Annotated in this window: 12 protein-coding genes; 2 read left to right on the forward strand and 10 right to left on the reverse strand. The window is 26.7% G+C overall.

Translation table 11 applies throughout. The features are described from left to right. Positions 1-7: 7 nt before the first annotated feature. From QZ306_RS05765 to QZ306_RS05790, 6 genes are all read right to left on the reverse strand, one after another. Positions 8-850, reverse strand: coding sequence for a segregation/condensation protein A (locus tag QZ306_RS05765; RefSeq protein WP_295162045.1), 843 nt, complete (start codon positions 848-850; stop codon positions 8-10). A 90-nt stretch (positions 851-940) separates the two neighbouring features. Further along, complete coding sequence (locus tag QZ306_RS05770; RefSeq protein ID WP_295162047.1) at positions 941-1,444, reverse strand: GNAT family N-acetyltransferase; 504 nt, start codon at positions 1,442-1,444, stop codon at positions 941-943. Positions 1,445-1,544: 100 nt separating this feature from the next. After that, positions 1,545-2,123, reverse strand: a complete 579-nt coding sequence (ruvA, locus tag QZ306_RS05775; RefSeq protein ID WP_295162049.1) for a Holliday junction branch migration protein RuvA — start codon at positions 2,121-2,123, stop codon at positions 1,545-1,547. 13 nt (positions 2,124-2,136) lie between these two features. Then, positions 2,137-2,346: a cation transporter gene (locus QZ306_RS05780; RefSeq protein ID WP_295162050.1), complete on the reverse strand. Its 210-nt coding sequence runs from the start codon at positions 2,344-2,346 to the stop codon at positions 2,137-2,139. Between the two features lie 72 nt (positions 2,347-2,418). Continuing rightward, entirely contained in the window at positions 2,419-4,194 is a 1,776-nt protein-coding gene (locus tag QZ306_RS05785) for a HAMP domain-containing sensor histidine kinase (RefSeq protein WP_295162052.1), read from the reverse strand. A 15-nt stretch (positions 4,195-4,209) separates the two neighbouring features. Then, positions 4,210-4,893 carry a response regulator transcription factor gene (locus QZ306_RS05790; RefSeq protein WP_295162054.1) on the reverse strand — a complete coding sequence of 228 codons (684 nt, stop codon included), beginning with the start codon at positions 4,891-4,893 and terminating at the stop codon, positions 4,210-4,212. Between the two features lie 184 nt (positions 4,894-5,077). Between QZ306_RS05790 and QZ306_RS05795 the strand changes: the two genes are divergently transcribed. Beyond that, the gene (locus QZ306_RS05795) at positions 5,078-5,500 is read left to right on the forward strand and encodes a metal-dependent transcriptional regulator (protein WP_295162056.1); all 423 of its coding nucleotides are present in this window, start codon (positions 5,078-5,080) and stop codon (positions 5,498-5,500) included. A gap of 8 nt (positions 5,501-5,508) precedes the next feature. Here QZ306_RS05795 and lysA read toward each other — a convergent pair whose 3' ends face one another. Then, positions 5,509-6,747 (reverse strand): diaminopimelate decarboxylase, encoded by a 1,239-nt coding sequence (gene lysA / locus QZ306_RS05800; protein WP_295162058.1) that lies wholly within the window; start codon positions 6,745-6,747, stop codon positions 5,509-5,511. 502 nt (positions 6,748-7,249) lie between these two features. Here lysA and QZ306_RS05805 point away from each other — a divergent pair. Continuing rightward, positions 7,250-8,833 (forward strand): helix-turn-helix domain-containing protein, encoded by a 1,584-nt coding sequence (locus tag QZ306_RS05805; RefSeq protein WP_295162059.1) that lies wholly within the window; start codon positions 7,250-7,252, stop codon positions 8,831-8,833. 32 nt (positions 8,834-8,865) lie between these two features. Here QZ306_RS05805 and QZ306_RS05810 read toward each other — a convergent pair whose 3' ends face one another. The 3 genes from QZ306_RS05810 to QZ306_RS05820 all read right to left on the reverse strand — a co-directional run bounded on the left by QZ306_RS05810 (position 8,866) and on the right by QZ306_RS05820 (position 14,329). Next, positions 8,866-9,480, reverse strand: coding sequence for a DUF1318 domain-containing protein (locus tag QZ306_RS05810; protein ID WP_295162061.1), 615 nt, complete (start codon positions 9,478-9,480; stop codon positions 8,866-8,868). Positions 9,481-9,505: 25 nt separating this feature from the next. Beyond that, positions 9,506-12,733: an AsmA family protein gene (locus QZ306_RS05815; RefSeq protein WP_295162062.1), complete on the reverse strand. Its 3,228-nt coding sequence runs from the start codon at positions 12,731-12,733 to the stop codon at positions 9,506-9,508. Between the two features lie 102 nt (positions 12,734-12,835). Then, complete coding sequence (locus QZ306_RS05820; protein WP_295162064.1) at positions 12,836-14,329, reverse strand: peptidase; 1,494 nt, start codon at positions 14,327-14,329, stop codon at positions 12,836-12,838. Between the last annotated feature and the right edge of the window lie 44 nt (positions 14,330-14,373).

Genomic DNA, 14,373 nt, shown 5'->3' on the forward strand with positions numbered 1-14,373 from the left:
TATATTATTAATTATCTTTTTTATATTCTTTTACAGATTCAGCCATAAAACTGCCGTTTCTTTTAAATACATAAATATCTTTAAACTTCATCTCCTGCTTTAATAAAATTTCTTTTTCTTTTACAAGCTCTAAAATAGCTAAAAAAAATGTAACAAGCTGTCTTTTAGTAACTCCGTCTTTGAAAAGCATAATAAAAGGGAAAAAAGCTGATTCGGATAATTTTATTCTTATCATATCAATGGCATTATCTATATGAAAATTGGACATTCCAGAAAGAACAGCTAAATCTGTTTCAGGCACAAACTGCACTTTAGTAAAAGCATATACCAAATCGTAAAGCCTTATATCCTTCCAAGCTATTTCATTATCATCTGAATCATTATTTTTAAAGAATTTAACTCTCTCTGTATCTTTTCTTTCAAATACAGTATCCGAAGTATCCTGAAGCCTGTCAAGTTCTTCCGAAACAATTTTATATCTTTGAAACTCAAGCATCTGCTCCACAATCTCAAATTTAAGCTTATCCGTAAACTTATCATCATCCATATCATGAGGAAGAAGCATTCTTGATTTATAAAGATGAAACTCTGAAGCAACAACTAAAAAATCGCCCGTAGAATCTAAATTCAAGGCAGCCTGAGACTTAAGATAATCTATAAACTGATCTATAATTTCTAAAATAGAAACTTCATATATGCTCTTTTCGCTTCTTTTAAGCATATCAAAAAGCAAAGATAAAGGTCCCTCATAATCTATGCTTGATAATGAAACTGTAAACTCTTTATAATAGACATTATTATTTTCTGTATTATTTTCTGTTTTTTTCTGAGTATCTATATTATTTTCCATAACAGAATATAATATATTATAAAAATATAAAAATTCAAGTATACAAAGATTTAATTATACTGACAATAAATAAAATATATTAACAGATTTTTATATATTATAAATATAGATACTTTCCTCTATATCTTTTTCACCTATTTTTAAACTATTTTTTTTACCCGAATATTTAAATCCGTTTTTCTCATAAAATTTTTTTGCTTTTTCATTTTTATCAAAAACGCAAAGACATATATTGCTGTATCCCAAATCTTTTATATATTTAACTGCATGCTCTAATAATAAACTTCCTATACCCGAACCCTGATATATAGGGTGAATATAAAGAGATATTATCTCCCCATAGCCTTCCATATTGCTTCTGCTTTTGCCATGAGATATAACCCCTATAGGATTATTATCAATATATGCTATATGCGCTTCTCTTGTTTTATTATTAATGCCGTCTTCAAATTCTCCGCACCAGTCATCTAAATATATTCTTTTCAAATATGAATGCGGTATAATATCTTTATAAGCATCTTTCCAGCATATTGCATGAAGTTTGCTTATATCAAATACATCTTTTATTTCAGCTTTTTTTATAGTTACATCCATTAAATTATGCCTTTTTATATTGCTAATTAATATTAAATAACATAAATTATATATTTGTAATAAGTTATTTTCAATTATTTCTTTTTTATTTATGATGAAATTATAAACTGCTTAAATTTCTTAAAGCATTGCTTATTAAATCTTCCGTACTCATATTATCTTTATTTTCTACTTCAGACAAAGCCTTAATAGCTTCGGCATTTGAAAAACCAAGTGATATAAGAGCTTTTACAACATCGCTTTCATTACCGCTTCCTATTTCAGATGAAGAAACATTAATATCTATTTTTTCTATCTTATCCCTGAGTTCAAATAAAAGCTTCTCAGCCTTTTTTATGCCCATACCTGATACCTTCTTCAAAAGACTAATATCTCTATTAAATAGTATATGCATCAAATCGGTGATAGAGTAAGTGGAAAGTATCTCCATAGCAAGCTTTGGTCCTACACCAGATGCAGACATAAGAATATTAAACATATTTTTTTCTTCTCTGGTAAGAAAACCGTAAAGCATCATAGCATCTTCTCTATGTATAAGCTTAGTATAAAGTCTTATATTATCATCATTTTTTACTTCAAGCTTCTTCGATACTACAATCTCATATCCAATGCCTCCGCAAAGTACAGCAATAATGCCTTCTGATATTATACAAACTTTTCCTTCTATAAAAGCAAACATATTAAATTAAAAACTATAAACTAGGCTCATATTCCAATTCTTTTATAGCTTCAAGCATTTTATCTGTACTTATTCTGCTTTCATCATATTCAACTTGAGCACAGGCATTTTCCAGACTTACATCAACTTTGTTTATACCGTTTAAAGCATTCAATTCTTTGGTAACAGCATTAACGCAATTTTGACATCCCATGCCTTTTATTTTTATAGTTACATTTTTCATTTTAACTCCTTTATTATACTATTCAGTTATTATATACCATACAAGGGTATTATTCAAGTGCTTAATATTAAATTATATCATTTTTATATTTCTGCTGATATTATATACTTCATCTTCATTAAACAAATTAAATACAACGCTCATTTCGGTACCTGTATTCTCTTCGCTTTTTATATTTATATCTGCATTATAATAATTGCAGATATTTTTCACTATTGTAAGACCTAGTCCCGTACCATTCACTTTTAAATATTTATTATTTTTAACTCTAAAAAATCTTTCAAATATTCTATTTAAATACTGAGGAGCTATACCGCATCCTGTATCTTTTACTGTAAATACCGCTTTATTAGAATTATTTTTTAAATATATATTAACCTTTCCTCCGTCATCGGTATATTTTATAGCATTATCAACCAAATTATTAACAACTTCGGTAATCTTTTCTCTATTAGCCATTATAACAGCCGATTCAATATCCAACTGAACATCTATGTTTCTCTGCTCAGCCTTTATTCTATTGCTTTCAAACACATCAAGAATGATATCTTTAATATCTATTTTTTCATCAATAGTTTCCTTCCAATTAGCTTCTATTCTGCTTAATGTAAGCATATCTATAACAAGGTCTTTCATTCTTAAAGCCTCATTATTTATTCTTTTAATAAAATCAGACTGATTCTTTCCTCCTCCTGTGGCTATAAGAAGTTCGGAATATCCTATTATTGAAGTGAGAGGAGTTTTTAATTCATGAGAAGCATTTATAAAGAAATCCTGTTTTTCTATCTCTACTTTTCTTATATCTGTAACATCTTCAAATTTTATTAATGCCGATATATTTTTATTATTGAGTATAGGTATAGTAGTAATTTCTATATCCATAGTATGTTCTTTGATATCAAATTTAGAAAATCTATTTAAATCTATGGCATCATTAATTTTTTCTATTACATCTTCGCTTTTTATAATTTCATTTAATTTTTTTATATTATTATCATATATCTCAAGCAAATCTACAGCATACTGATTAATAAAAAATATTTCTTTATTCTTATTTACGGCTATAATACCCTGTTCTATATTCTCAAGAACATATTTAAGTTTTTCTTTCTCCTTCTGATATCCTGTAATATTTTCATTTAAATTAATTGCAAGCCTGTTAATATCATACAATACTTCATTTATATCATTATATCTTGTAAGATTTTTAGGTGCAATAGATTTATTATTATATATATTATCAAGAGTTTCTTTTATTGTATAGAAAGGTATCATAATATTGCGGCTCATAAGAGGAATAACCAAAGACATAATGATAATAACAACTCCTATTACCATGACAGCAGTAAATAAAAAACTTATTAAATATTTATTAACAGAATCTATAGGTATTGCAATTCTCAAAATATAATCTCTGTTGTCGTCCGCTTTAATTTTTTTGGATACATACATATAAGGTATTTTATGACTGATAGAAGTATTGATTGAAAAAGCAGGCTTATTATCAACGCTGTGAAGTGCCTCTATAACATCGCTTCTGTTAGTATGATTTCCGATAGGATTTTTAGATATATCAGTCATAGTGTCTGCAACCACAACACCGTTAGTAGATATTATGCTTATTCTTAATTCTTCTTTATCCGACTGAAGCACGAACTTTCTGAAAGCATCTTCAGTCTGTATATCATATAAATCTATCTCTTTCTCAAGCATCTCCATAATATTTACTATCATAAACTGACTATACATAATATTATTATACTGCACAGTAAATAGTATACCAATAAACATTAAAGCGCTTGATAATATCAAAATAAGAAGCGAGTTATAAAATATATTCTTAATCATATTTTAATACATTTATTATGCATCTGTTAATTTATATCCCATTCCTCTGACAGTGATAATATTTTCTTTAGTTAAATCAAGTTTCTGTCTGATGGATTTTATATGCATATCAATAGTCCTTGTTTCTATTGCATGCTCACCCCCCCATACCTCTCCAAGCATAGTTTCTCTTTCAACCACATTATTTACATTTTCCATTAAAAGTTTAAGCAAATCAAATTCTTTCTGCGTTAAAACAACCTGCCTTTCTCCAACAAATACATTTCTCTTTTTAACTACAAGTTTTATATCTCCGAAAGTAAGCTCTTCCGTATCTAATCTCGCATCTTTTTTTCTTAAATTAGCTTTTATTCTTGCAAGAAGCTCAAGTACGGAAAAAGGCTTAGGCATATAATCATCGGCGCCTAAATTTAACCCTGTAACAATATTTATTTCACTGGTTTTAGCGGTAAGCATTATAACTTTAATAGGAAGATGTGCATAATCCGTCCTTATAATTTTTAATATTTCAGTACCTTCTATATCTGGAAGCATTATATCTAAAAGCACCAAATTAGGAGTTTGTTTTTTAAGCGCCTCAAGTATATCTCTGCCGTTTGAAAAACATTCTATAGTATATCCTGCCTCTTCAACTGTATATTTAATTAGATCCCTGATATTATTATCATCTTCCACTGAGTAAATAAGTTCTTTATTCATAATAAACGCTGCCAAAAATAATATTTTTTGAAAAAATCAGATATTTTTATATTATTAAGTATAATAAAAAATTAATTTTTGTCAAAATTTTTTATTAATATTTAAAACTGTATAAAATTAATATAGAATAAAAATTATTAATATAAATATTGACTTATAATATTTTTATATTAAAATTATTTATATGAAACAAGAAATAACGCCTATTTTAGAAAATTATTTAGAAACTATCTACAATCTTGAAATGGAAAAAAATTCTAAAGAATCTATCAGAATAACAGATATAGCAGATGTAGCGGGACGCTCTAAAGCAAGCGTTAATACGGCAATTAAAACATTATCAAAATTAGGGCATATTAAGCACGAACATTACGGGGATATAGAACTTACAAATTCTGGAAGAGCCATAGGCAAGGATATTGCGGAAAGACATGCAATATTCTATTATTTTCTGACTAAAGTATTAAATATAGATGAGAAAATAGCGGATAAAGAAGCCTGTCTGATAGAACATGCTATGAGTAAGGATACCGTATATAAGTTTAAAGAATTTCTCTGCGGATACTGTAAAAAAGAAAATATATTTAATAATTCTAAAAAAAATTAAAAAAACTTTTATATCATCTCATTTTCTATCATTTGCTCAAAACTCTGTTTTCTCCGTATAATATAATGTCTGTCTTTATCTACCATAACCTGCGCTATTAAAGGTCTGGAATTATAATTACTTGACATACTAAATCCGTAAGCTCCCGCATCAAGCAAGGCAACATAATCTCCCTCATGAAGTACAAAGCATTCTCTATTATAGGCAAAAAAATCCGAACTTTCGCATATAGGTCCTACAAAATCATAATAGGCTTTATATTCATTTTTTACCAAAGGATATATTTCATTATAAGCGTCGTACATAGCAACTCTCAAATAATCATTCATACCCCCGTCAAGAACGGCATATTTTTTTCCGAACTCTTCTTTAATGTATTCAACTCTCATTATTAAAGCTCCCGATTCGGCTACAAAATATCTTCCGGGCTCTGCTGTTACTTTGAGATTCATATCTTTTAATAAACTAATGCTTTCTTTTTTAAAATTTTCAAAATCAAATCCTAAACTGTTTTTATTATATCTTACTCCGTAGCCTCCTCCTATATCGATATTTGTAATATTAAATCCTATTTCTCTAATTTCATTAATAAAATCTTTCATCACTGAAATAGCCTTATAAAAAGGCTCAGAATCTGTAATTTGAGATCCTATATGCATTGACAGAGATTCTATTTCTATATTATATAAAGACTTTAATAAATCAGAGTTTTCTTTTATTTTTTGAATGCTTATGCCGAATTTATTCCCATGAACTCCTGTAGTTATTTTTTTATGTGTATGCGCATCAATATTCGGATTAACTCTTACAGAACATTTTACTTTCTTTTTTAATTCTTTTGCTGCATTGTTTATTCTCAAAGCTTCTGAAACAGATTCTATATTAAAGCGTCTTATATTAAGTTCTATTGACTTTCTTATCTCTTCTTCGGTTTTGCATATTCCAGAAAAAACTATATCAGAAGCCTTTCCCCCAGCCTTTATATATTTTAAGCTCTCTCCTATAGATACAACATCAGCCCCGATACCCTCATCTGCCATAAGTTTCAGTATTGATAAATTATTCTCAGCCTTAACAGCATAAACTATAAAAATATCTTCCAAAGAAGAAAACACATCTTTAAAAAACCGTATTTTATTTAAAATATCATTCTTAGAATAAATATAAAAAGGACTTCCGTAAGTTTCCGCAATTTCCCTAACAGCAACATCTTCGCACATTAATATATTATCTTTATATGAAATCATTATAAAATATTCTCCTAATTTTTTTAATTATATAATTATTTTTTCTTATAAATTGACATTTCTAATACAGAAACAATTATCTTATTACCATACGCTTTATTATTTCTTATTATAAATATAATTATACATCAATATTATAACAAATCAATAAGTTATGTACAAAAACATTTTAAAAATTATATATTTTTTAGTATTAAACAGATAATAATATTCAATAAAAAAATATTAAATCGAAAAAAACACTTATATAAGATATATAAAATATTTATATAAAACAATAATAATTAACTAAATTTTTACATATATAATAAAAATATATCTAAAAAATTTTATCTTTTTTAATATTTTATACTTAAAAATTTAATAAAAAATGCTTTATTAAATTTGAAATAAAATATATGTAACTTTAATATACAAATTATATTCAATACTCTTGAAATTATAAATAATATTACTTATAATTAGTATAAATAAAAATAATTAAGAATAAGAAAAGAAAAATATGATTGATTTTAATTTAAAAGACATTAGAGAAAAAATTTTAAAGCTGACACAAAGCCAATTTGCAAAAATGCTGGGCGTGCGTCAGGATTATATTTCAAGACTGGAGAGAAATGCCAATAATATAACGCTTGATTTATTAGATAAGCTTGCGGAAAATACAGGACTTACTATTGACGAATTAACAAAATACAAGAAAAATTCATTTGAAAATGAAACGCCTTATCTTTATGAAAACCTTATTAATATTCAGGCTGTAACAGATAAAATTAATGAAGAAATAAACACTATTGATAAAAAAAACAGTGAAAAAATAATTGAAATAGCATCTGATATATATAATAAAATCAATGAAACTTTTAATATTATTGTCTATGGAAGATACAGTTCAGGAAAAACATCATTTATTAATGCAATATTTGATAAAAATATAGATACCAATCCCTACACTGAAGAAGCAAGCAATGATGAATATTATCTTCAAGATGATTCCGATTTATTCAGAATTATTGAATACAAAGAAAATATTCTTAATACTAGAAAATATAATAATCAGAATATGTTTATTTATATGTGCGATATAAATGCATTTTCTCAGGAAGATATTACAAATATAAATGCTCTTTCAAATTTTATAGATGATTTCAACAATATATTTATAATATTTTCAAAAGCTAATATTTTTGATGAAAATGAATTGGAAAGCGTTATTAATAAAAAATTTAATATATTGCAGAATTTTATAGAATCGTCTTGCAATATTAAAAAAATTGATTATTCTCATTTAAGAAAAAGATTCTTTCCTTTCTCCATTAACAATACTAATTTGGTTAAAGATATAAAAGAAGATTTTGCCCAAAATATAAAATATGCCTATTACAGCAGAATACTGACAAATATTAATTTCATAACGGAAATAATCAATAGTAAAAATGAATTCCAAGAAAATGACAAACTGGACATAAATATAAATAAAATAAAAATAGCTGCTAAAGAACAATTCAATGAAATATATATAAATACTTTAAATATAGATAATATAATTAAGGCTATTGACGATAACAATGTATATAGAAAAAAAGATGATATAAAAGTATTATGCAACAGCATTAATTTAAAGCTTGATACCCAGGTTTACAATATGCTTGCAATAACTAAAGATGATTTTAATAATAAAGACAATAATAAAATTAAAAGCAATATTGTAAATGTTTCGCTTGGAATTATACCTAAATTCAATTTACTAAAAAACAGCGGAATGAAAATAATAAATCTTATAGGAGTATCATTATCATTCCTTCCAAGCGTAGTATTTATATTATCAGGATTTATGTCGTTTTCAGGAAATTGGAAAAAAACTCTTTCTAAAAAAGTTATAAAAGCTTATGAAGAAGAAAATACAGTATCAAAATACAATAAAACTATAGATGAATATTTTAATAATTATCTGGCAAATATAAAAGATATAAATATAAAAACAGAAAAAACATTAAAATACTATCAAGATGCTAAGTTCTATAAAAATATAAAAACTATATTAAATAATTTTTACAATTTTATAGAAAATGAAAGAAATAAAATATAATTTATCATTATAAAAATATATACTATATTCTATCAGCCGTTTGTATTATTAGTATAAAATGTCCAAGTATTATCAGGAAGCTGATAATAAGAATTATTTATTAATTTTTGTATATTTCTTCTATATAAAGCAGTTTCAACTTCTTTTATATTAGCCATACTAAGTTTAGGATCTGAAAGTATTAAATATTCTGCTATAGTTCTTCTATCAGTGTTTTCTTTATTAATTATTTCTCTTATATACTTTATTCTCTCTTCGCTGTATGCCGTTTTAGGATTGGAGACATCAAAAGCTATATAAGATAAATACCCTCCGTTATTCTCTCCTATATAATAATTAGTTTTATAAAGATTGATTTCATCTTGATTAAACATACTTCTTATTAAAGCTTCTTTATATCCCTGAGCAAGTTCATCTGAAACATTTGTGCTTACCATAATGAGATTTAAATCATCTTCACCCGACAATGTGGATATTTGATATGCACTTTCATCTATTTGCCTGTACCTTCCCAAAACCTGTGCTTCTATAAGCGTCTTTCCTCCAAGCACACGCATTTCAGGCTCCTGAACCAATACAAGTTTTGAGCAGCTTTCCGAAAATACTGCTGTAATCAATAAAATAAATATAATATAATAAAACTTCATAAAATTATCTCCGTATATATAAACATTATTTTATTCCCTCTAAATATGACACCACATCTGAAAAAGGCATAGGTTCAAGTCCGAATTTATCGCCTTCAAAAGCCACAAGCTGCTGTTTCTGCTGATTAGGCTTATCCAAATTCTGATCTCTGAAATAGAATGTTGTAAATACTTTATTTGCAGATATGCTGAACTCTACGGAATTAGGATCATACCCGAAACGCACTATATTTTCAACTGCAGATATACCTGGGTTAATAGGTTTTATCATCTCTATTAAAAACTTAGAAAACTCTGTAGACATCTTGCTTATTCCTACAAAAAATGTAGCAGGCTTTATATTATTCAAAGGACTTATACCAATGCCTGCAATATCAGCTGTGAGATTAACCAATAATTTTTCATCATTTATTTTTTCTCTGTTTTCAGGCGCAAGCAGATATTTAAAATTTATATCGCTTGCCAAAGCTCTTATATCATACTTTATAGTGCTGGCATTGAAGCTTCCCAAATCCACATTAAGCCAAGGCAAATGTATAGCTCCTCTTCTAGGCGCCGTATTATTCGATATGGAAGCTAAAAATAAATTATCGTCAAATTTTTCTCCGCCTATATAAAGAGATGATTTTAAATCCTGAATAGTTAATCCATGACCTTGAACTTTAACAGAAGAAGAAAAATCCATTATTCTTATGCTGTCATCTATAAAAGGAGGAATTTTTAAATATACTCTTAATTGTTCAAAAAATATATTAGGAACCTGAGCAATGAGAGGAGTATATCTGGCAGCAGTTGATGAAGCTTCATTTTTTGTTGGGGTTAAATCAAAACGATAATCTATATTGGAAGTAAGCCCTTTTAATAATATAGACATTTTATCAGGAGAATCCATATTGGCGGAGAATTTATCGGTTTTGAAAACCCCGTCAGCAATATTATTTTTTAAATTACCGTTTACATTAAACAATCCGCCTATCTCTATTCCAAAAGGCAGATACAAAGTATCCGTATCCAAGCCTAATTCATAATTTAAATCTGCATTTTTTATTATAGGCGTAAAATATCCGTTCAAATACACTTTTAATTTATTAGCGGGACTTTGTAAGCTAAACTCTCTTATATCAGCATATAAATTATTTCCGAAATTAATATCAGCATCAATTTTCATAGCCACATCTTGAAGCTTATATTGTTTTTCTGTTACATAAAATGTACTGAAATTAGTGACAGATGCAAATGTATCTTCTAAAGATAAATTATATCCCAAAGCGCTTGTAATCTTTATATCATCTTCAAAAGGCAGACTCTCTAAAGCTTCGGCAAACTTGTCGGAAAGCCAATTTTTCATTGAATAAGGAGCTATTCTGAATGAAGTTATATTAATAAATCCTTTTTTTAATCCCATACCCTCTAAATCAAGATTGGATCTGAAATTAAGAAAGTTATCTAAATCTAAATTAAACTCGGATACTTTTATATTCTGAGTAAGCAAATCAGCATTTGCAAGAATATTCAATTCAGCATCAGCTGAAGAGGATACCTCTCCATTCAAATTATAAGAAAAATTATTTATTATGCCTTTAATAGATGCATTTATATTATTTATCATTTCTCCGAAAATATTAACATCTAAATTTAATGCTCCTCTGGCTAAACCTCCTGAAAAAACTGCTATAGGAAGAGATTTTATATTTATATTTAAATCCGTAGGCTCATCAAATTTCAAGGCGCCATTTAAAGTTATATCGGAATTAATATATTTTGCAGATATATTATCAATATAAAGAACGGTATCGCTCTTTATATTAGGATCATTGACGGCGGAAGGAACTGCCAAAGCTCCTTTTAAAGATGATAAGAGTCTTAAAGATATATCCGTATTATTAACTCTATATATTTTTAAAGCTGTTACTCTGTCAATAGTAGTTTTATGCTCTAATTTTATATCCTCTCTTGAAATATTATCAGCATTAAGCAAGAATAATATTTTTGTTTCTGAGCTTAGATTATTTACGGCTATAGTGTCACCCATAGCAAAATTTATTTTATCTAATGATATATTAATATTATTAGTCATATTATTTATAGTACCGCCGCTTTTTTCAGCATAAGCATTAATCATTCCTCCCATATTAATACCCAGAGAAGGGACAATCATAGGAACTAATTTATTTATTTTATTTAAATCCAGCTTAGCATAAAGCGTATCTAAGCCTAATTCTATATTGCCTCCTAATATATTATTTGCCGATGCTATTACTTTTAATATTTCATCATTTAAAAGCTCCGATGATAAATTATCTATATATAAGCTTTGATTTTTTATATTATATCTTGCAAGCAGATGAACGGCAGTCTGCATATTATCATATTTTATTCCATTATAGCTAAAATCGGGTTCATCTATTTCAAAATCAAATGTTATTAATATATCATCTTTTTTAGGATATGACACATCTAAATTAAATAAAGGATTATCATTAAATAAAATACTTCTGTCATTATAAGCTAATCCGCCTTTTATAAAACTTTTTAAATAAATATCTTTCAAAACCTCAGGCGCCCTTAATCCCATAACCTGAGACAGAGAAAATCTTTTGCTATGCAAATCCAAATGAATATTATAATTGCTTAAACTTGCAGCTAAGCCGTTATTCGGAATATTTGTTAAAAATGATTTGCTGTCCGCTTTGAATGCTAAATTATTTATTCTTACATTTTCTATTTCAGCTTTTAATTTCAGAAAATCTAATTTAGAAATATCAAAAGGTTCTTTACTTATTTTAGGCTTTGATGGAGGCATATCAGGAAGATTCCAATTTCCGCTTTCATCTGTAAACATATAAACATATAAATTATCAATAGTTAAATCTTTCACATGAAGCTTCAGAAAAAACAGAGAAAAAACAGAGAATTTTAATCTGAAATTATCTATTTTTATATTCTCTTCATTATTGAAATCAGATGAATTATAAAGAGTAATATTGCTCATCTCTATTTTCGGAAATAATAATCCGTATTTAAAATCTCCTATTTCTAATCTCCTATTCATAGACGAATATGCGGTATTTTGAATAATATTTTTTACTCTTTCATTATTAAAATATATTCTTGCGGCAGTTAAAGCCGTAATAAAAATAAAAAGAATTATAAAAAAAATATATATTTTTTTAAACTTCTTTTTTTTCTTATCTTCAGTATTTTCAGTTAATACTTCTGTTTTTTCTCTTTTCTTAAAAATTTTTTTAATCATACGGCATTTTTTATAAATAAGTTTTAAAATATAAAAACAGTATATTGTAAAAAATATTCTTTATCAATATCTAAAAACAGCTGTTATAAATAACTGCTATTTTTATTCTTCATTGGTGTAATAATAATATTCTGAATTATAATCTTCAGGTCTTATAATTATAATATTATTAGTATTATTAAAATTACTTTCCAGATTTTCATCAAATCTTTCTTCAGGTACAGCACCATTATTATTTAAATAATTATTGCTGTAATTATAATAATCCGTTTCATAAGCATCTGAATCATCATAATATCCGTAATTATAATCGCTGCTTATCTCATTTGATATACTCATATTAAATTCATAATTTCTAGCCTTTGATAATCCTTTTTTCCATCCTTCCTTAGTTAAATCTCTTTCAAATATCAGATAGTATCTTCCCTGAGATAAACTTATAATCTGCTCATCATCTGTCTGAGGCATTACAGCTATTTTTCCTAAATAATCATTTGAAATACTTATATTAACAGCCTGAGAATCAATCAAAAAATAAGAAAGCTTAATATTTGATTTTATAGGTATGCTGAAACTGTAATAATCTCTGTCATAAGAATAATCAATGGCTCCTTTATATGTTTGATTAAAATCTATAGTCTGGGCTTCTGAAGGCTTGTTATTAGGTTCATGCTCAATATATTTATCAAAAGGCTTTGCTATTATGCTTAGTCTGTAAGGTATATTATTAACTGTATTTGTAGCAGCTAATATAAAATAATAAGACATATAAGGATATAATATTAATTTATCAATATACTCTCCGTCTCCAGTATTATTAATATCTTTCATAGTTATCCAATTACCGTTCTGATCATAAAGCCTTATACTTGCATCAATGGCTGGAACTCCTGAAAGCTCTATTGAAATTAAATATGTGTTAAACGAACTGTTGGTTATTTTATATGCATCTATTTCCATATTTTTCAAATCTCCTTTTTTTAAAGTAGGATTATAAGACTGACTATAATATCCTTCTATAGTATAGAGTCTGTTATCACTATTAACATCTATTATCTGAGCCGATGAAATTTTATCATTAGGCTCTTTTTCATCATCTTCCTTATAGTCTCTTCTATGCAGTATTAAAGTATAGTCTATATTTTCTTTTACATTTTCTTTAGGCGCTATAGATATATAATACTTATTATCTTCGCTGTTTGAATCATTTTCAAAATATATTCCCTTCATTGTCTGCAGAGAATATTCGTTATTATTAGATGAGTTATTATATGCATTTGTCATATCATCATATTCAGCAGGTTCATTTATTACTTTTATAATATTATTCTTATGATTATACAAAGTCATTATAACAGGGGAATACGACGAATTAGAAATATGAAAATCTATAATCTGAATCTTATCATTTACGGTAAAGTAATAATAATCAGCATTTGTTCCCTCTAATTGCCCTATTATTCCATCTTTGCTGATTTCCTGAGCGGTTTCAAAAGTCTGATTTTCATTTGAAATTTTTTTTTCCAATTTATATTTTGAAGAATTGCATGAAGCTAAATACATTATTGTAATTATTATAAAAATAGTCTTTTTCATTTTATCACCATCATAAAAAATTATATATAAAAATTATACACTAT

Origin of the sequence: uncultured Brachyspira sp., from assembly GCF_910588665.1 — a bacterium.
Classification (GTDB): domain Bacteria; phylum Spirochaetota; class Brachyspiria; order Brachyspirales; family Brachyspiraceae; genus Brachyspira.